This is a genomic window from Sandaracinobacteroides saxicola (genome assembly GCF_014117445.1).
Lineage (GTDB): Bacteria > Pseudomonadota > Alphaproteobacteria > Sphingomonadales > Sphingomonadaceae > Sandaracinobacteroides_A > Sandaracinobacteroides_A saxicola.
Genome location: NZ_CP059851.1, coordinates 1,295,739 through 1,313,116, shown reverse-complemented (window position 1 = coordinate 1,313,116; position 17,378 = coordinate 1,295,739). Strand labels below are relative to the sequence as shown.

Here is a 17,378-nt window from a genome sequence, read left to right as displayed (position 1 = left end):
CCCGCCACCACCTGCGGCACAACGGCGCCATGCTGAATGGCCAACCCCTCCGCCTGGGCACCCGCGGTTCCCCCCTCGCCCTTGCCCAGACCCGCATGGTCGCCGCCGCGCTGACCGAGGCGCATGGCTGGCCAGCAGGAACGATCGAGACCGTCACCGTCAGCACGCTGGGCGACCGCGTGCAGGACCGCCCGCTCGCCGACATCGGCGGCAAGGCGCTCTGGACCAAGGAACTCGACGGCGCGCTCCTCGAAGGCCGCATCGACGCCGCCGTCCATTCGATGAAAGACGTCGAATCCCTGCTCGCGCCCGGCATCACCCTCGCCGCCTTCCTGCCCCGCGCCGACCCGCGCGACCGGCTGCTCGGCGCCGACAGCCTCGCCGCCCTCCCGCCCGGCGCCCGCGTCGGCACCAGCAGCCCGCGCCGCCGCGCGCAACTGCTGCACGCCCGGCCCGACCTCGACGTCGTCATCCTGCGCGGCAACGTCGCCACCCGCATGGCGAAGGTCGCCGGCGGGGAGATCCACGCCACCCTGCTCGCCGCCGCCGGCCTCGACCGCCTCGGCCACCCCGACGGCACCGCTTTGCCCCTCGACACCTGGCTCCCCGCCGTGGCCCAGGGCGCCATCGGCATCACCGCCCGCGCGGACGACACCGCCCTCCTCACCGCGCTCGCCGCCATCGACCACGCCGACACCCGCCGCGCGGTCGAGGCCGAACGCGCCTTCCTCGTCGCGCTCGACGGCAACTGCCACTCCCCCGTCGCCGTCCACGCCCACCAGCACAACGGCTGGGTGCTCGACGCCGAACTCTACGACACCGACGGCACCACCAGGGTCGCCGACCGCCTCGCCCTCACCCCACGGGCCGACATCGCCGCCTTCGCCCACGCCCTTCTCGCCCGCGCCCCCGCCAGCATCCGCACCCTCTTCGCCGCATGACGGCGCTGCTGATCACCCGCCCGCAACCCGAAGCCGACCTGACCGCCCGCGCCGCCCGAACCGCCGGCTTCACCCCCATCGTCGCGCCGCTGCTGCTGCCCGAACCCGTCCCCTGGACCCTTCCCGCCGACCCCTTCGACGCCCTCCTCCTCACCAGCCCGCAGGCCCCCGCCCTTGCCGGCGCGGCCCTGCCGCTCGCCGCCCCCGCCTGGTGCGTCGGCGCCCGCACCGCCCAGGCCGCCCGCGCCGCCGGCCTCACCCACCTCGTCACCGGCGACAGCAACGGCGCCGCCCTCCTCGCCCGCGCCGCCGCCGCCGGCCTCACCACCCTCCTCCACCTCGCCGGCGAAGACCGCACCCCCCTCGCCCCGCCCCCCGGCCTCACCCTTCTCATCCGCACCGTCTATCGCGCCCGCGCCGTCACCGCCCTCCCAAAGGCCGCCCTCGCCCACCTCACCGGCCCCGCCCCCCTGGTCGCACTCTTCTCCGCCCGCACCGCCACCCTGTTCGCCACCCTCGCCCACGCCCTCCCCCGCGCCCGCATCGCGCTCGCCACCCTCTCCCCCGCCATCGCCGCCGCCGCCGGCCCCGGCTGGCGCGCCGTCGCCATCGCCGCCCGCCCCACCACCGAATCCCTGCTGGCAGCCGCCCGCACCCTGTGCGACAACCCTCCCCATGACCGACCCTGACCTCGACCGTCTCGCCGCCCGCTCCATCCGGGCGCAATCCGCCCCGCCCACGCCACCGCGCCGCTCCGGCTTCAGCTGGCTCCTCGTCACCCTGTTCTTCGGCTTCAGCCTCGGCATCCTCGCCAACCCCTGGTTCGAGCGCACCATCCGCAGCCAGCTCCCCGCCGCCTTCCGCACCGCCGACGACCCGCGCCTCACCGCCCTCGCCAGCCGCGTCGCCGCGCTGGAAACCCTCCCCGCCGTCACCGCGGCCGCCACCCTCGACCCCGCGCTGGCGGACCGCCTCGCCGCCCTCGAGGCGCGCGCCACAGCCGCGCCCGACGACGGCTCCGCGCGCCGCCTGTTCCTGCTTACCATGGCCCGCCGCGCCGTCGACCAGGGGCGGCCCCTCGCACCCGTCGCCCCCGCGCTGCGCGCCACCTTCGCCGCCCAGGACGCCGCCGCGGTGGACAGCCTCGACGCGCTCGCCGCCTTCCCCACCAGCCTCGCCGGCCTGCGCCAGCGCCTCGCCACGCTCCGCGCCCCGGCCGCCGCCCCCTCCACCGCCCCAGCGCCCGCCGGCGGCGACCTGCTCGACCGTGTGCAGGACCGCCTCGGCACCCTCGTCCAGGAACGCAAGGCCCCACCCCCAACCGCCACCGCCGCCACCCGCGCCACCCTGCTGCTGCGCGCCGACGCCGCGCTCGCCGCCGCCCGGCCGGAGGACGCCGCCACGCTGCTTTCCGCCCTTCCCGCCGACCCGGCGCTCAGCCGCTGGATCGCCGACGCCCGGCGCCTCGCCGCCGCGCTTGCCGCGCTCGACCGGCTCGATCGCCTCGCGCTCGAAGCGCCGCCCGCGCCGCCGCCGCCGGCCCCGCTGCCCCCATTGCCGCCCGGAACCCCCCTGTCCTGACCTGCGTTAACCATTTGTCGGCAACAATGTCAGTGCTTTAACGCGCGCGAATCCCGTCTCGTCGCAATCCCGCGCGCCGCCGTCATGACAGTGTCACCCAGCTTGTGCTTCCTGCGCGGGCCGGTGGCTGCCCCGCAACCGGCTTGTAAGGAGTTGCGTATGCGTACCCCCCTTGTCGGGCTGTTGTTGCCTATTGCCCTCATCGTTGCCACCCCGGCCGCCGCCGTCGCCATCATCGGCGGCACCACCCGCGTCGCTGTCAATCCGCTGCCGCCCGGGCTCACCCCCGGCCTGCTCGGCACCGCCACGCTCGGGCCGGGGCCCGGCCTGTCGGTCGATTTCCCCATCACCGGCGGCCTGCTCGATGGCATCCGGACCCGCATTTTCCACGAAGGCTCGGGCGTCAGCCTCACCGGCGGCACCGATGTCCTCGCGCTGGAAAATTTCATCATCGCCCCCAACCTCAACCGCATCCTGGGCGATGTGACCCTGAACGGCACGCTCGTCGGGTCCGACGTGCCGCTGTTCCTGGCCAATTTCGCCAGCGTCAGCGCGGCGGCGCTCGCCGACCTCAGCAATCCCTCGCTCGTGCTGCGGCTTACCCCGCAGGCGATCGGCGCGCTGAACACGGCGTTCGGCGTCACACTGCCGGCCAACGCCCGCTTCGGCACTGCCGCCAGCGCGCCGTCGCTGGTGCCGGAGGCGTCGGTCTGGGCGACCATGATCCTCGGCTTCGGCCTCGTTGGCCTGTCGCTGCGCCGGCGGCCCTTCAAAGCCACCCTTTCCTGATCGACAGCCGCTTTTTGTTGCTTAACGGCGACACTTCCCCGCAAAGATGTGACTTCGAAGCCACCACACCCTTGCCGTTCCCGCGGCGACCGTGAAAAAGGGCCTCAAACAAACATCCTTGTGGGGAAGACAATCGATGACCAACCGTGCCCTTCTGCGCGCCCTGACTTCGCTCGGCGCCGTCGCCATCGCCATGCCGCTGTGGGCACAGACGCCCGCGACGCCGCCAGCGGCCGCCGCCGCCGCCGAGGATGTCCCCGCCGACATCGTCGTCACCGCGCAGAAACGCACTGAACGTCTCCAGGACGTGCCGGTCGCGGTCAGCGTCGTCAGCGGTGACACCATCGCCCGCCAGGGCGGCATCAGCATCGAAAGCGCGCAATATCTCGTCCCCGCGCTGAATTTCCGCAAGTCCGGCACCAGCCTCAACCAGTCGCTGTTCCTGCGCGGCGTCGGCACCATCAACTTCTCCATCGCCGCCGAACCCTCGGTTGCCACCGTGCTCGATGGCGTCGTCCTTGCCCGCGCCGGCGAAGCCTTCGGGGACCTCGTCGAGATCGAGCGTATCGAGGTGCTGCGCGGACCGCAGGGCACGCTGTTCGGCAAAAATGCGTCCGCCGGCGTCGTCAACATCGTGTCGAAACGCCCCACCGACAGGCTCGAGGGCTATGTCGAGCTCGGCTTCTTCACCAAGGCCGAATATCGGGCCCGCGCCACGCTGAACATCCCCTTCAGCCCCGCCGTCCGCGGCCGCTTCACCGGCTTCTGGAGCAAATATGACGGCAATTACCTGAACATCGCCCCCACGGTGAACGGGGTTGCCAATCCCAATGGCACCAGGGTCAACGGCTATGACCGCTACGGCTTCCGCGGCGTGATCGAGGCCGACGCCGGCGACGCCCTGAAACTCACCCTCATTGGAGACTGGCGCAAGGCCGATGACAATTGCTGCGCCGAATCGCTCGGCACCACGCCGTCGAACCTCGCTGCCGGCCTGTTCCCGTCCAGCAGCTTCGCCGGCAACAACAGCCGCCTGGTCAGCCAGGACCTGATCACCGCCACCAAGGAAAAGAGCTGGGGCCTCAGCCTGCAGGCCGACCTCGATGTCGGCGACGCCGGCACCGTCACCAGCATCACCAGCTACCGCAAGTGGGACAACCGCGAAATCCGCGACGGCGATTGGCTCCCCGCCGCCTACGTCGGCCTCAACCAGCTGCACGATGACGGCCCGCAGAAATCCAGCACCTTCAGCCAGGAACTCCGCCTCGCCTCGCCCGGGGGCCAGACGGTCGAATATGTCGTCGGCGGCTTCTACAGCCGCGCCAAGGCCGACCGCGTCTTCACCCGCAGTGCCATCGGCTGCTCGATCACGCCGGCGCCTTCGGTGCTCACGCCCTGCACGGCACCGGGCGTCACCGTCCGCACCGCGTCCGGCACCGCGACCTTCGGTTCGGTCTTCGAAAATGTCGCGGCCTTCGGCCAGGCCACCTGGAACGTCACCGATGCGCTGCGCATCATCGCCGGCCTGCGCTACACGCATGACAAGCTCAGCGTCTATCACAGCCGCACGACGACCGGGCTGCCCACGGATGCCAATGGCATTCCGCAGGCGTTCGGCGGCATCAATCCAAACTTTGACCAGGGCGTGTTCGCCACCGCCGTGCTGCCGGGCAACGGCAACCCGCTCGCCTCCAACGGCGTGCCCTTCCGCGCCAACACCTCGAACGACAATCTGTCCGGCCGCCTCGGCGCCCAGTTCGACCTGACCGAGGACAACACCGCCTACGCCACCTGGTCGCGCGGCTACAAGGGTCCCGCCTTCAACACATTCTTCGGCCTGAATGCCAACGGCACCAACGTCATCGAACCCGAAAGCGCCGACGCCTTCGAGGTTGGCCTGAAAAACACCCTGTTCGACGGCCGCCTCGTCCTCAACATCGCCGCCTTCTACGCCAAATACCGCAACTATCAGGCGAACAACCCCGATCTCGTCGCCGGCGTCGTCGTCACCCGCCTCACCAACGCCGGCACGGTCTCGACCCGCGGGGTGGAGGCCGACTTCATCGCCCGCTTCGGCGCCGACACCACCATCTCCGGCGGCCTCAGCTACGCCGACGCGCGCGTCGACCGGTTCAAGCTGCCGGTCGGCGGCAATGTCTCCGCCGTCATCCCCAATGGAACACCGCTCGCCAACGCGCCGAAGTTCAAGGGCAGCCTGTCCATCAACCACCGCGTCGTCACCGGCGGTCAGCTCGACCTCGAACTGGGCAGCAACCTCTCGGTGCAGTCGCAGCAGCTTTCACAGTTCAACGAAAACGCCCTTGTCCGGCAGATCACCACGATCAACCCCTATGCGCTGGTCGACCTCCAGGCCGGCCTCGTCGACCGGGACGATCGCTTCCGCCTGACCTTGTACGTCCGCAACCTGATGAACCAGAGCTTCGCCGCCGCCATCCAGAACGGCGGCCCCGGCGGCAGCTTCCGCTACATCGTCCCGCGCGAGGCCGAGCGCTATTTCGGCGCCACGCTGCGCGTCAACTTCGGCAAATAAGCGTGAACAACGCCGCCACGCGCCGCGCCATCCTCACCGGTGGCGCGGCGTTGGCGTTCCTCGCCGCCGCCACGAAAATGCCCAAGGGCACCGGGCTGAAACCCCCCGCCGCCCCTGCCGTCCAGACCCTCGACATCCGCGACGCCGACGGCCGCATTGTGCCGATCCGCGTCTGGCGCCCCGGCGGCAAGCCACTGGGCACGCTGCTGTTCAGCCACGGCGCCAACAGCAATGCCGCCAAATATGATGCGCTCACCGCCGCCTTCGCCGACGCCGGCTGGCTGACCGCCGCCATCCTGCACGCCGATTCGCCCGACCGCCCCGAACCCCGCCCCCAGGGCGCCGCCGGCCTCGCCCGCCGCCTGGTGGAGGCGCAGGCGACGCTCGACTGGCTCTCCGAACAGCATCGCGACCTTCCCATGGTCGCCGCCGGCCACAGCTTCGGCGCCCTCATCGCCCTCATCCTCGCCGGCGCCCGCACGCTGGCCTTCCCGACCGAGGCCGACCCGCGCGTCCGCGCGGCCCTCGCCTTTTCACCTCCCGGCGCCTTCCCCGGCTTCATCGACGCCAAAGGGATGGCAAAAATTGCCCGCCCGATCTGGGTGCAGACCGGCACCGCCGACGCCCTGCCACCGATGATCCCCGACTGGCAGTCGCACCGCCTCGCCTTCGACAACGCCACCGTCACGCCCCGCCTGCTCTGGATCGGCGACGGCGTGGACCATTATTTTGGCAACCGCATCGGCCGTCCGGAACGCCCGTTCAGCGAACCCCAGGCGCGCCTGTTCCAGGCCGCCACAGACAACGCCCTCGACTTCGCCGCCGCCACCGCGCTCGCAGACCCCGCCGCGCGCGCCCGCCTCGACACCGCGCCGGCAGGCGTCACCATCACACTGAAAACCTGAACCGCGCTACAGCGGACTGACCTGCCAGATCTGCCGGTCCACATTTACCGTCTTCAGATTGACGTCCGGCTTGGCATAGAAACATGTGGACAGCCCCAGCACCGCCCCTTCCGGCCTGCCGCCCAGGAAAAAGCCACCGTTCACGCCCTTCATGTTCACATTGCTGCCGGTTTCGTCGACATGCACGATGATGTCCGTCATCGCCCGGCTCAGGTTCAGTGCATAGGCGGCGTAGGCATCGGCATATTGCGCCACCAGCCAATCCTTCAACAGTTGCGGCCAGCCGCCACCTGCCCGAACCTTGGCAACCACCTGCGGCGCGTTCGCCGGCAACAGATGGTCGCTCAGCGTCGCGGGAAAATGCGCCCTCACCGCATTCCACAGCATCACCCCCAGGCCCGCCTGCGCGCGCTCGCCGGTCAGCCGGATGTTCAGCTCCCGCCACCACACGGCGGTCTCGTCCACCCACGGCAATTTCTGTTTGTCACCCAGCGGATGCGCATCCAGCACATGCTTCAGGAAATGGCACAGCTTGTTCTCCGCTATGCTGCCATGGTTGCCCGGCCCCCAATCGTCGAACCCGGCAAACGCCGTCAGCGGCGGCGCCAACAGCGACATGCGATAGATGTCCACCGCCGTCCCGACGTTCAGCCGTGTGATCGGCAGCACATTCTGCTGCAGGAAGTGCATCGTCGCATAGACGTTCAGCTTCGGCAGACCCGCATCGACAAAGGCCTTGCGGATATCGTAAATCTTCCGGTGCGGTTCCGTTACCGCCGCGCAGAAAGCCAGAAACCCGGCATCCGTGTCCCAGCCGCCATCGTTGATTTCATTGTAGATTTCCATCGCCATCGGCAACTGGATCGGTGCCGCCTTCAAATTCAGCTGCCGCTGCCGGAACCAGCTGTTCCACATGCACAGCCGATAAACCGCCTCGATGGGCGTCAGAGCGGCCCCGCTAACCGTGGCGGTCGTCGCAATCAACAGTGTGTTGGTCTCGATGAACCGCTCATTCTGGTTGCCCCCCGCGATACAGGGCAGCATTTCGGTCGCGAACAGCAGCACCGCGTCCGCCACATCATCCGTCCATTTGGCAAACGCCGCCAGGCAGCGGTCGCGGATCAGATTGTTGACCGGCTCACCCCGCTGGACGAATTTCACATACAGCTTGCCCGCCCGCTCCGCATCCATCGCCTGTCCCCCGAATCGCCCGCCACAAAGTTAACACACGCCGCGTCAACTGCGCCAGCGCACCGGAAACAACCCCTCCGGCGGCGCCTCCCCCACGCGCATGGCCGGATGGTCACTCAGCCGGGGAATGCTGGCAGACAGCGCATCGGGCGCCCACACCACATCGCTGCCGATCCAGCGCGTGGTGAACGCCACGCGCCGCCCCGGCAACCCGGCCTTGCGCGGCAGGCTGGCATGGATGGTCCTGGGATGGATCAGCAAAATATCACCCGCCTTCGCCTCCCACATCCGCACATCGGCATCCGGCGCCGCCACCCGCGCCAGCAGCTCGTCCCACGGCCGATAGCCCGGCAAAGTCATATCCTGCCGCGACAAGGGCGAGTGATAGCGCCAGGCATCGCGGTTGCTCCCCGCCAGCGTCAGCATCGGCGCATTGTCCGCATCCACATCGGTCAGCGCCACCCAGAAACTCGGCAGCTGCTCGCCGACAAACGGAAAGGTGCAGACATCATTGTGCCACGGCGTCGCCGCCTCGGGATCGGCGCCGGACTTCACGAAGGTCGCGTCCATCCAGAAGCGCACGCTGGACGCCCCCGTCAACCGCCCCACCACCGCGGCTGCCGGGCTGTCCGCCAGCCAGGCGACAAAATCCGCATGCGCCGGCACGCAGTTTCGCAGCTGAACCCCGCCTTCACCAGTGAAATGGATGCTCGGCGGGTTCTGCGTCCCGCCGTCCATCACCGCCGCCGGCACTTCTCCGCGCGCGAACACTGCCGCGCACGCGTCCACCGCCGCCAGCAACCGCGCCACCCACTCGGCCGAAAACACCCCCTCCACCCGCACGCAGCCCTCGGCGGCATATTGTGCGACATGCGCGTCCGAGATCATTGCGCCCCCTCCACGAACACGCGCGGATCCTTCAGCGCCGGAAAGGTCGCATCCGCCGGATGCGCATCCCAGCGCAACGTGTTGGGAATATTGCTGTAATGTACCCCGATGTTGACGATCCACAACCCCGCCAACCCCCACAGCGTCGCCACCGTCAGCGGCGCCTCCAGCCCCTGCACCGCATAAAATCCCATCCCCACCTGGAACAGCCGCCACGGCAGGAACAGGCACGGCACCAGCACCCACACCGGCGACCGCCAGCGCTTCCACACGAACAGCTCACATCCCACCTGCACCACGAACATCAGCAGATACCAGCCGAGCGCCAGCCGCACCGGCCGCATCTCACCCATGAAACCGTCGATCACCAGTGCAACCAGCGGCAGCAACAGGCCGACCCCCCAGATCACCACCAGCCAGGCCTTGAACAGCCGCCCCACCGGCCTTGGTCCCGGAAACGCCGGCCCCGGCCGCGTCCGCCACTGCGCCCACCCCAAGCAAAGCACGACGGCCAGCAAGAAGGCCCCATTCGCCAGCAGGAAAACCTCAGCGCTCATCATGCCGCCCTACTGCCTGTCCGCAAAGGCCGCGGCGACAGCGCCGCCGACATTATCCGTCCGGTGGTAAAGCAGCGCTTCACCCGTGCAACCGCCGCCCTGTTCCGCCACGCCAAGCGCATGCGCCGTCACCTCCTCCCCACCCCGCACGGCCATATCCACCTGCGGGACTGGGGCGAAGGCGGCACGCCGCTCATGCTGCTCCATTGGACCCCGCTCTCCAGCCGCATATATATGCAGGCCGCGCCATATCTCGCCCGAACCCGCCGCCTGCTCGCCCCCGACCTGCTCGGCTACGGCCAGTCAGACCCCCGCCCCGCCGACTGGAGCCTCGAAGCCTGGGCCGACAGCCTCCTCCCCCTCCTCGACCAGTTCGGCATCCCGCAAACCGACCTTCTCGGCGGGCATCTCGGCGCCAGCATCGCCACCGAATTCGCGCTCCGCCACCCGGCCCGCGTCCGCCGCCTCATCCTGGACGGCGTGCCGCTCCTCACCCCCGACCTCCGCGCCGCCTTCGCCGCCCTTGCCACCACCCCCCGCCCCGGCCCCGACAGCGCCACCCTCGCCTGGGACCGCACCATCGGCCTGCTCACCGAATACATCCCCGGTTTCACCGTCACCCCCGCCACCCTCGACATGGTTTGGGCCACCATGCGGGACTATCTCGCCACCGATTTCGTCACCTCCGGGCCCCTGGCAGCCCGCCACGACCTTGGCCAGCGCCTGCCCCTCCTCATCCACCCCATCCTGCTGCTCGGCGCCGAACAAGACAGCCTCGCCGGCACGTTCGCCCCCGCCCACGCCCTGCTGCCCCACGCCGAACGGCATTTCTTTCCCGGCCACCACCCCCTGCACATGCCCGATCGCGCCGCCGACTATGCCAACATCATCAACAGCTTCCTGGAACGCCCATGAAACGATTCTACCTCGATGGCCGCTGGGGCCAGGTGCACGGCCGCGAGGCCGGCGACGGCCCGTCGCTCCTCCTGCTGCACCAGTCCCCCCTCTCCGGCGCCATGTTCGATCCCGCGCTGCCGCTCCTCGCCGCCGCCGGCTTCCGCGCCATCGCCCTCGACACGCCGGGCTTCGGCCTCTCCGACCCGCCCCCCAACCCCGCCAGCATTCCGGACCATGCCGACGCGCTGCTCACCATCCTCGATGCGCTCGGCCTCACCGCACCGCACATCCTCGGCCATCACACCGGCGCCCTGATCGCCGCCAACCTCGCCGCGCGCCACCCCGCCCGTGTCGGCAAACTCATCCTCAACGGCGTCCCCTGGCTCACGCCGGACGAACGCGCCCACTTCGCCACCTTCCGCTTCGCCCCGCTCGACCCCGCGCCCGACGGCAGCCACCTCACCGCCGCCTGGGCCCAGCGCCTGCGCGCCTCCCCCGGCTGGAGCAACCTGCCCGCCATGCACAAGCATGTGACCGAAATGCTCCGCATTCCAGACCGTTACCACTGGGGCTTCATCATGGCGCTCAGCCACGACATGACCCCGGACCTCGCCGCCATCACCGCCCCCACCCTGGTCCTCAGCAACAGTGGCGAGGATCTCTACGCCGCCAGCCGGCGCGCCGCCGCGCACCGCGCGGACTGGGCCTTCACCGCGCTCGACAGCGGCACCCATGACATCGTCGACGAGCAGCCCGGGGCCTGGGCCGCCGCCGTCACGCGCTTTTTGAACAGCTAGCCGCCGCGGCGACACTGCCTAAATCTCCGCCAACCTCTGGGGAGAGCGCACATGGCCCTGCCGTTTCCGAACGATCCGTACCTCACCGGCTACTACCGCCCCTTCGGCGCCGAGATGGACGCCGCCGACCTGGTCGTCGAAGGCGCCATTCCCGAAGAGCTGAACGGCACCTTCTATCGCAACGGCCCCGACCCGGCGCACCCGCCGCACCCGGACAATAAATATCATGTCTTCGACGGCGACGGCATGATCTACGCCATCCGCCTTGCCGACGGCCGCGCCGCGATGCGCAACCGCTATGTGAAGACCCGCAAGTATGAGCTTGAAAAGGCAGCCGGACGCCGCCTGTTCGGCGTCTTCGGCAACCCCCGCTTCAACGATCCGTCGGTCAACATGATGGATTACAACACCGCCAACACCCACATCTGGCCGCACGCCGGCCGGCTCTACGCCCTGATGGAGGGCTGCCCGCCGGTGGCGCTCGACCCCGCCACGCTCGACACGCTGGGCAGCGAGCATTTCGACGGCACCGTCACCGGGCCTTTCACGGCCCACCCCAAGACCGACCCCGCGACCGGCGCGATGCACGCCTTCGGCTACAGCGCCAAGGGTCCGGGCAGTACCGCCATCCGCTACAACATCGTCGATGCCCAGGGCCGCGGCACCCACACGGCCTTCCTCGACCAACCCTATGCCAGCATGATGCACGACTTCGCGCTCACCGACCGTCACGTCGTCTTCCCCTGCCTCCCCGTCGTCATCGACCTGATGCGCGCGATGCAGGGCAAGCCGCTTGCTGCCTGGGAGTCCGACCGCGCCAGCCATTTCGGCATCATGGCCAAGGGCGGCGACGGCACCGGCGTCCGCTGGGTGGAAAGCGACCCGCTGTTCGCCTTCCACATCGCCAACAGCTTCGATGATGGCGAGGATCTCGTCATCGACGTGGCCGGCAGCCGCCGTGCCCCGCTGATGCCCGCCGCCGACGGCACCCCCGCCGATCCCGCCGCCAGCCGCTTCACCCTGAAACGCTGGCGCATCCGCGGCAATGCCGTGCACGAGGAACAGATCGACGGCATGGATCTGCAATTCCCGCGCATCGACGACCGCTGGCAGGGACGCCGCTACCGCAAGGCCTTCGTCAACGGCACGCCCCGGCCCTCGCCCGGCCGCGTCGACGGCTTCGACACCATCGCCACCATCGATACCGAAAGCGGCCACCGCGACGCCTTCAACGCCGGCGATGGCGCCTACACCGGCGAACCCGTCTTCGTCCCTCGCCCCGGCAGCAGTGCCGAGGGCGACGGCTGGCTGCTGGCGCTGCGCTGGGACTCACTAAAAAACGAAAGCGCCCTCCTCATCCTCGATGCGCAACATGTATCCGATGGCCCCGTCGCCACCATCCACATGCCCGCCCGCATCCCCGGCGGCTTCCATTGCAGCTGGATGCCGGCTTGATCCCTCCCCTCCCCTTCAGGGGAGGGGCAGGGGGTGGGGAAGCCCGGCTAAGCAAACACGACCCAGCGAAAGAACCCTAATGACCACCCAACCCGAATCCGTCGGCCGCGAAGTCCTCTACGACATCATCGACGGCCATATCGCCCTCGTCCGCCTGAACCGCCCCGACAAGCGCAATGCTGTCAACGGCGATGTCGCCGCGGCGATGGACTGGATCGTCAAGCAGACCGAGGCCGACGACGCCATCCGCGTCGCCATCCTCACCTCCTCCAGCCCGGATTTCTTCTGCGCCGGCGCCGATCTTTCCGAAATCAGCAAGGGCCGCGGCCATCTGCTCAGCACGCCCGACGGCGGCTTTGCCGGCTTCGTGACCCAGCCGCGCGAAAAGCCCTGGATCGCCGGCGTTGTCGGCGCCGGCCTCGCCGGCGGCTGCGAAATCGCCCTTACCTGCGACATGATTGTTGCCTCGGACAGCGCGCGCTTCGGCCTGCCTGAGGTCAAACGCGGCCTGTTCGCTGGTGCCGGCGGTGTCTTCCGCCTGCCACGCAAGCTGCCTGCCGCCATCGCGCTCGAACTGATTGCCACCGGGGACCCCATCGACGCTGCCCGCGCCTACGCGCTCGGCCTCGTCAACCGGCTGGTCAGCGCGGAAAAGGTGCAGGATGAAGCCATCGCGCTCGCCAAGGCCATCGCCGTTAACGCGCCGCTGTCGGTGCGCGAAAGCATGAAGGTCGCGCGTCTCGCTTTCGAAAAATCCGAAGCCGACCTCTGGCCGATCAGCCGCGCAACCTCAGCGAAGGTCTTCAGCAGCGAGGATGCCCGCGAAGGCCCGGTTGCCTTCCTGGAAAAGCGTGCGCCGGTGTGGAAGGGCCGCTGATTACTCGGGCGCGAACCCGAAATAGGCAGCCGCCAGCAACACCACCGCCAGCACGATCCCGATCCACAGCACCCAGCGCATCGGCTTGACCTCCACGGCGGCGCGCGCCTCGGTGCGGGTCAGAACGGCCGGGTGATCGTCGGTATGATGTTCGGTCATGCCAGTGAAACGCGCGGCCGCGCCGCTGGTTCCGCTGCAACACCGGGTCGCGCTGACCGTCAATGGGCCATGGACCTGTTCCAGTCACCACCCCCCGCACGCGAAGCCGCGCTCTGCCCCCGCCGCACCACCGGCACCGCGCTCGCCGTCGCCGCCCAGGCCGCGCTCGGCAGCGGCCGGATCGAGGCGGTGGACCTCCACCTGCTCGGCGGCCTGCAGGTCGCCGGCGTGCTGCTGCTGAAGCTGGATGGCCCCGTCGCCCACCTCGCCACCGCGCCCGATCGCTGGACGCACAGCATCGCGCTCGACCAGCTCATGATGGTCACCCATGTCCTGCGCGGCGGCATCCGTTGCTAACGGGCGAGGGCGCCCCTATCCGTCGCCCATGCTCCGCCTGCTGTTCCTGCTGCTTCTCGCCTCCCCCGCATCCGCCACCGGCAAGCTGCTGATCGTCGGCGGCGGGCTCGATCCCGGCAACCGCGCCATCCACCGCGCCTTCATCGATGCCGCGCTGCCCGGCGGCGACATCGTCATCGTCCCCAGCGCCTCCGCCAACCCCGCCGCCACCGGCTTCATTACCAGCCTGGTCCGCCATGGCGTCCCACCGGAACGCATCATCCTTGCCCATGTCGCGGAGGTGGACGATCCCGACACCAGGGCCACCGACGAATCGCGCTGGAAAAAAGGCGCCACCGATCCCGCCGAAATCGCCAAGCTCGCCAACGCCGGCGCCATCTGGTTCAGCGGCGGCGACCAGCTGCGCACCCTGCGCCTGCTCACCGATGCCGGCACCGACACGCCCTTCCTCGCCGCCGTCCGCGCGCGTCATCTCGCCGGCGCCGTCATCGGCGGCAGCAGCGCCGGCGCCGCCATCATGTCGCGCGCCATGATTTTGCGCGGCGAAAGCCTAGGTGCACTGTTGAAACGTCCTTCCACCAATGCAATGGAAGCGGCCCGCGAAGGCGAGGCGCTGGTGATGGGCCGCGGCCTCGGCTTCCTCACCACCGGCTTGGTCGACCAGCATTTCAGCCAGCGCGCCCGCCTGGGCCGTCTCGCCCGCGCGCTGATGACCCTCCCCGCCGCGGAACGCCTCGGGTATGGCATCGACGAGGACAGCGCGCTCCTCATCGACGGCACCGCCGCCACCGTGCTCGGCAGCGGCAGCGTCACCCTCCTCGACGCCCGCCGCGCCCAATTCGCACCCGCTGGCGGCATCAGCGGCCTGGGCCTTGCCATCGCCAGCCGCGGCGACCGCATCGATCTCGCCAGTGCCACCCTCACCCCCGCCCCCGGCCGCACCCCCCGCCCGATGGGCACCGCCTTCACCCCGGCCGACAGCGGCGGCATCGCCGCCGCGCCGCGCCCGCTCGCGGACATCCTGGTGCAGGACCTGCTCACCAACCCCGGCACCGGCAGCCTCAGCCGCCGCAGCTTCCTGAACGAAGACAGCCTGCGCTTCCGCTTCACCCGCCTGCCCGGTGCCGTGGCCCTGGCCTCGCCCGATGGCGCGTTCAGCCTCTCGGGTCTCCGGCTCGACATCCTGCGCGAAACCGCGCCAGCCCCTCGCCGATGACATCCGCCAGCGCCACCCGCTCCGGCGGCGAGAGAAAGGCGCCCACACTCACCCGCCGTTCCCGCGTGCGCAGCCACAGCCGGTTCTGCCGCTCGTCCAGCACCTCCAGCTCCACGCGCGTCCAGAACGGCTCCAGCTGCACCCGCCGTTCCCGCCCGGCCGCGCTCACCCGCCGCACCGTCAGCCGCTCGTCCGACAGCCGCACATATTCCACCGCCCGGCCGGAACGGTAAGAGGCGCGCATCGCCCAGGCCAGCAGCGCCACATCCGCCAGCAGGAAGGGCAGCACCGGCCAGGCCCCCAGCACCAGGAAGCGCAGCGCCATCAGCGCGAACAGCAGCCCCACGCCCAGCACCGTCCAGCGGAACAGGCGCGGTTCCATCGACCGGTTCGGCCGCAGCTCCAGATCGAAATAGGCCTTGCCGTCCGCCATCCGCCCGCCATAGCAGCCCCATGCCCACGCCGCCGCCTGTCAAATCGTCACCCCGCCGCAAACCCGTCCGCATCAGCCCGCAGAAACGCGCTCGCGCCAACGCCATCTTCGATACGCTCGGCGCGCTCCACGACGCGCCGAAGACCGAGCTCGAGTTCGTCAACCCCTATACGCTGCTCGTCGCCGTGGTGCTGTCGGCGCAGGCCACCGACGCCGGCGTCAACCGCGCCACCCGCGCCCTGTTCGCCACCGTGCAGACCCCGGCGCAGATGCTCGCCCTCGGTCTTGACGGCCTGAAATCCCACATCCGCACCATCGGCCTCTACAATGCCAAGGCCGCCAACGTGATCGCGCTCTCCGCCCTCCTCCTGGAACGCCATGGCGGAGAGGTCCCCGCCGACCGCGCCGCGCTGGAGGCGCTGCCCGGCGTCGGCCGCAAGACCGCCAGCGTCGTCCTGAACGAGGCCTTCGGCCATGCCACCTGCGCCGTCGACACCCATGTCTTCCGCGTCGCCCACCGCACCGGGCTCTCGACCGCGAAAACGCCCGATGGCGTGGAGGACGATCTTCTCCGCCTGATCCCGCCGCGCTGGGCGCGCCCGGCGCACCATCTGCTCATCCTGCACGGCCGCTACCTGTGCAAGGCGCGCACGCCGGAATGCTGGCGCTGCCCCATCGTCGCCCCCTGTGCCTTTGCGGACAAGCGGCTCAGCCCCCGTTAAGGCGCACTGTCATCCATCTGCCACTTTGGCATCGTCTTCTGGAGATCCACGATGAAAAATCCGCTGCTGCTGCTTGCCCCGCTCGCGCTCGCCGCCTGCGCCACCCCGCAACCCAAGGTCGCGGCACCGGCCTCCGCCACGCCCGTCCCCGCCGTCGCCACCGCCACGCCGGTCGATTGCGTCGATCTTGCCCGCATCCGCGAAGCCCGCGTCGTCGACGACCAGACCATCGATTTCATCCTCAGCGACGGTCGCACGCTGCGCAACACCCTGCCCTACCGCTGCTCCGGCCTGGGCTTCGAAAAGGCCTTCAGCTACGCCACCTCGCTCAGTCGCCTGTGCAAGGTCGACATCATCACCGTCATCCGCCAGGGCGGCGGTCCCAGCACCGGCGCCAGCTGCGGCCTGGGCATGTTCGTGCCGCAACCCGACAAGCCGCGCAGCTGACGATTGCCACCCGTTCGCGCCATCGCCATGGCTGATCCATGGCGATCGCCGATCATTTCCGCCGCAATGCCCCCTCGATCGCGGTCGATGTCGGCCTGCTGCTACTGTTTTACGCGCTCGCCAAGACCGCGGGCCTGATCCCGGCTGCCTTCGGCACCGCCGCCACCGGCCTGGCGCTGGCGCTGCTGCAACGGGTCGTCACGCCCCGCATCATGGGTGGCCTCGGCCTGTTCGCCATGGTCATGCTGCTGCTTTCCGGCCTCTACGCCGTCGCCTTCGACGCGGAGGACGCGATCAAGCTGCGCCCGATGCTCGTCGGCCTCGTCGCCAGTCTGCTTTTCCTGCTCGACGCGCGCTTCGCCGGGGGTCGCTGGCTGGCAGGGCGCCTCGCCACCTACCTGCCATTCGACGGTCTGAACCTGCCCCGCCTCGGCACCGCCTTCGGCCTTCTCGGCTTCCATCTCGCCGCGCTCAACGGCGCCATCGCGCTTGCCGCCTCCATCGACGTCTGGCTGCTCTACAACAGCTTCGGCGAGCTGTTGCTGACACTCGCCGGCCTGCGCCTGGTGATCCGCCACGCCCGGCAAAAAGGGGCGGTGTCAGGCTGACACCGCC

The 17,378-nt window shown here is 69.8% G+C and carries 20 protein-coding genes; 15 read left to right on the top strand and 5 right to left on the bottom strand.

Features of this window, described 5'->3' with window-relative positions:
* Window positions 1–29: 29 nt before the first annotated feature.
* The 6 genes from hemC to H3309_RS06635 all read left to right on the top strand — a co-directional run bounded on the left by hemC (window position 30) and on the right by H3309_RS06635 (window position 6,767).
* On the top strand, window positions 30–941 hold the full coding sequence (hemC, locus tag H3309_RS06660; RefSeq protein WP_182297956.1) for a hydroxymethylbilane synthase: 912 nt from the start codon (window positions 30–32) through the stop codon (window positions 939–941).
* Window positions 938–1,630 (top strand): uroporphyrinogen-III synthase, encoded by a 693-nt coding sequence (locus tag H3309_RS06655; protein ID WP_182297955.1) that lies wholly within the window; start codon window positions 938–940, stop codon window positions 1,628–1,630. Before hemC ends, H3309_RS06655 begins: the two co-directional genes overlap by 4 nt.
* Complete coding sequence (locus tag H3309_RS06650) at window positions 1,617–2,522, top strand: hypothetical protein (protein WP_182297954.1); 906 nt, start codon at window positions 1,617–1,619, stop codon at window positions 2,520–2,522. The genes H3309_RS06655 and H3309_RS06650 overlap by 14 nt, the downstream gene beginning before the upstream one ends.
* A 159-nt stretch (window positions 2,523–2,681) precedes the next feature.
* A complete protein-coding gene (locus tag H3309_RS06645) occupies window positions 2,682–3,311 on the top strand; it encodes a PEPxxWA-CTERM sorting domain-containing protein (RefSeq protein ID WP_182297953.1) in 630 nt (209 codons plus the stop codon).
* A 136-nt stretch (window positions 3,312–3,447) separates the two neighbouring features.
* Window positions 3,448–5,862 carry a TonB-dependent receptor gene (locus tag H3309_RS06640; protein ID WP_182297952.1) on the top strand — a complete coding sequence of 805 codons (2,415 nt, stop codon included), beginning with the start codon at window positions 3,448–3,450 and terminating at the stop codon, window positions 5,860–5,862.
* A gap of 2 nt (window positions 5,863–5,864) precedes the next feature.
* Window positions 5,865–6,767 carry an alpha/beta hydrolase family protein gene (locus H3309_RS06635; RefSeq protein ID WP_182297951.1) on the top strand — a complete coding sequence of 301 codons (903 nt, stop codon included), beginning with the start codon at window positions 5,865–5,867 and terminating at the stop codon, window positions 6,765–6,767.
* Window positions 6,768–6,773: 6 nt separating this feature from the next.
* On the opposite strand, the gene H3309_RS06630 is transcribed toward H3309_RS06635, so the two are convergent.
* The 3 genes from H3309_RS06630 to H3309_RS06620 are packed head-to-tail and all read right to left on the bottom strand — an operon-like array spanning window position 6,774 to window position 9,406.
* On the bottom strand, window positions 6,774–7,958 hold the full coding sequence (locus H3309_RS06630) for a hypothetical protein (RefSeq protein ID WP_182297950.1): 1,185 nt from the start codon (window positions 7,956–7,958) through the stop codon (window positions 6,774–6,776).
* A gap of 45 nt (window positions 7,959–8,003) precedes the next feature.
* A complete protein-coding gene (locus H3309_RS06625; RefSeq protein ID WP_182297949.1) occupies window positions 8,004–8,846 on the bottom strand; it encodes a phytanoyl-CoA dioxygenase family protein in 843 nt (280 codons plus the stop codon).
* Window positions 8,843–9,406 carry a hypothetical protein gene (locus tag H3309_RS06620; RefSeq protein WP_182297948.1) on the bottom strand — a complete coding sequence of 188 codons (564 nt, stop codon included), beginning with the start codon at window positions 9,404–9,406 and terminating at the stop codon, window positions 8,843–8,845. Before H3309_RS06620 ends, H3309_RS06625 begins: the two co-directional genes overlap by 4 nt.
* Window positions 9,407–9,523: 117 nt before the next feature.
* On the opposite strand from H3309_RS06620, the gene H3309_RS06615 reads away from it, so the two are divergent.
* The 4 genes from H3309_RS06615 (at window position 9,524) to H3309_RS06600 (ending at window position 13,429) form a co-directional block, all read left to right on the top strand.
* Complete coding sequence (locus H3309_RS06615) at window positions 9,524–10,318, top strand: alpha/beta fold hydrolase (RefSeq protein WP_182297947.1); 795 nt, start codon at window positions 9,524–9,526, stop codon at window positions 10,316–10,318.
* Entirely contained in the window at window positions 10,315–11,097 is a 783-nt protein-coding gene (locus H3309_RS06610) for an alpha/beta fold hydrolase (RefSeq protein ID WP_182297946.1), read from the top strand. Before H3309_RS06615 ends, H3309_RS06610 begins: the two co-directional genes overlap by 4 nt.
* Window positions 11,098–11,148: 51 nt before the next feature.
* Window positions 11,149–12,552: a carotenoid oxygenase family protein gene (locus H3309_RS06605; protein WP_182297945.1), complete on the top strand. Its 1,404-nt coding sequence runs from the start codon at window positions 11,149–11,151 to the stop codon at window positions 12,550–12,552.
* A gap of 79 nt (window positions 12,553–12,631) precedes the next feature.
* Window positions 12,632–13,429: an enoyl-CoA hydratase-related protein gene (locus H3309_RS06600; protein ID WP_182297944.1), complete on the top strand. Its 798-nt coding sequence runs from the start codon at window positions 12,632–12,634 to the stop codon at window positions 13,427–13,429.
* Here H3309_RS06600 and H3309_RS06595 read toward each other — a convergent pair whose 3' ends face one another.
* The gene (locus tag H3309_RS06595) at window positions 13,430–13,588 is read right to left on the bottom strand and encodes a hypothetical protein (protein WP_182297943.1); all 159 of its coding nucleotides are present in this window, start codon (window positions 13,586–13,588) and stop codon (window positions 13,430–13,432) included.
* Between the two features lie 69 nt (window positions 13,589–13,657).
* Between H3309_RS06595 and H3309_RS06590 the strand changes: the two genes are divergently transcribed.
* Both H3309_RS06590 and H3309_RS06585 read left to right on the top strand, forming a co-directional pair.
* Window positions 13,658–13,945: a hypothetical protein gene (locus tag H3309_RS06590; RefSeq protein ID WP_182297942.1), complete on the top strand. Its 288-nt coding sequence runs from the start codon at window positions 13,658–13,660 to the stop codon at window positions 13,943–13,945.
* Between the two features lie 28 nt (window positions 13,946–13,973).
* The gene (locus H3309_RS06585) at window positions 13,974–15,161 is read left to right on the top strand and encodes a cyanophycinase (RefSeq protein WP_182297941.1); all 1,188 of its coding nucleotides are present in this window, start codon (window positions 13,974–13,976) and stop codon (window positions 15,159–15,161) included.
* Here H3309_RS06585 and H3309_RS06580 read toward each other — a convergent pair.
* Complete coding sequence (locus H3309_RS06580) at window positions 15,100–15,594, bottom strand: DUF2244 domain-containing protein (RefSeq protein ID WP_182297940.1); 495 nt, start codon at window positions 15,592–15,594, stop codon at window positions 15,100–15,102. The genes H3309_RS06585 and H3309_RS06580 overlap by 62 nt on opposite strands.
* A gap of 20 nt (window positions 15,595–15,614) precedes the next feature.
* Between H3309_RS06580 and nth the strand changes: the two genes are divergently transcribed.
* The 3 genes from nth to H3309_RS06565 are packed head-to-tail and all read left to right on the top strand — an operon-like array spanning window position 15,615 to window position 17,371.
* Window positions 15,615–16,316, top strand: a complete 702-nt coding sequence (gene nth / locus H3309_RS06575) for an endonuclease III (protein ID WP_182297939.1) — start codon at window positions 15,615–15,617, stop codon at window positions 16,314–16,316.
* A 51-nt stretch (window positions 16,317–16,367) separates the two neighbouring features.
* A complete protein-coding gene (locus H3309_RS06570; RefSeq protein ID WP_182297938.1) occupies window positions 16,368–16,763 on the top strand; it encodes a hypothetical protein in 396 nt (131 codons plus the stop codon).
* A gap of 38 nt (window positions 16,764–16,801) precedes the next feature.
* Window positions 16,802–17,371, top strand: coding sequence for a septation protein IspZ (locus H3309_RS06565; RefSeq protein WP_182297937.1), 570 nt, complete (start codon window positions 16,802–16,804; stop codon window positions 17,369–17,371).
* Window positions 17,372–17,378: the final 7 nt, after the last annotated feature.

Coding starts and splice junctions, on each gene's coding strand:
- H3309_RS06590 (WP_182297942.1), top strand. CDS start 13,658: ATGGACCTGTTCCAGTCACCACCCCCCGCACGCGAAGCCGCGCTCTGC.
- H3309_RS06620 (WP_182297948.1), bottom strand. CDS start 9,406: ATGATGAGCGCTGAGGTTTTCCTGCTGGCGAATGGGGCCTTCTTGCTG.
- H3309_RS06580 (WP_182297940.1), bottom strand. CDS start 15,594: ATGGCGGACGGCAAGGCCTATTTCGATCTGGAGCTGCGGCCGAACCGG.
- H3309_RS06650 (WP_182297954.1), top strand. CDS start 1,617: ATGACCGACCCTGACCTCGACCGTCTCGCCGCCCGCTCCATCCGGGCG.
- H3309_RS06600 (WP_182297944.1), top strand. CDS start 12,632: ATGACCACCCAACCCGAATCCGTCGGCCGCGAAGTCCTCTACGACATC.
- H3309_RS06605 (WP_182297945.1), top strand. CDS start 11,149: ATGGCCCTGCCGTTTCCGAACGATCCGTACCTCACCGGCTACTACCGC.
- H3309_RS06570 (WP_182297938.1), top strand. CDS start 16,368: ATGAAAAATCCGCTGCTGCTGCTTGCCCCGCTCGCGCTCGCCGCCTGC.
- H3309_RS06655 (WP_182297955.1), top strand. CDS start 938: ATGACGGCGCTGCTGATCACCCGCCCGCAACCCGAAGCCGACCTGACC.
- H3309_RS06610 (WP_182297946.1), top strand. CDS start 10,315: ATGAAACGATTCTACCTCGATGGCCGCTGGGGCCAGGTGCACGGCCGC.
- H3309_RS06565 (WP_182297937.1), top strand. CDS start 16,802: ATGGCGATCGCCGATCATTTCCGCCGCAATGCCCCCTCGATCGCGGTC.
- H3309_RS06615 (WP_182297947.1), top strand. CDS start 9,524: ATGCGCCGTCACCTCCTCCCCACCCCGCACGGCCATATCCACCTGCGG.
- H3309_RS06640 (WP_182297952.1), top strand. CDS start 3,448: ATGACCAACCGTGCCCTTCTGCGCGCCCTGACTTCGCTCGGCGCCGTC.
- H3309_RS06625 (WP_182297949.1), bottom strand. CDS start 8,846: ATGATCTCGGACGCGCATGTCGCACAATATGCCGCCGAGGGCTGCGTG.
- nth (WP_182297939.1), top strand. CDS start 15,615: ATGCCCACGCCGCCGCCTGTCAAATCGTCACCCCGCCGCAAACCCGTC.
- H3309_RS06595 (WP_182297943.1), bottom strand. CDS start 13,588: ATGACCGAACATCATACCGACGATCACCCGGCCGTTCTGACCCGCACC.
- H3309_RS06630 (WP_182297950.1), bottom strand. CDS start 7,958: ATGGATGCGGAGCGGGCGGGCAAGCTGTATGTGAAATTCGTCCAGCGG.
- H3309_RS06645 (WP_182297953.1), top strand. CDS start 2,682: ATGCGTACCCCCCTTGTCGGGCTGTTGTTGCCTATTGCCCTCATCGTT.
- hemC (WP_182297956.1), top strand. CDS start 30: ATGCTGAATGGCCAACCCCTCCGCCTGGGCACCCGCGGTTCCCCCCTC.
- H3309_RS06585 (WP_182297941.1), top strand. CDS start 13,974: ATGCTCCGCCTGCTGTTCCTGCTGCTTCTCGCCTCCCCCGCATCCGCC.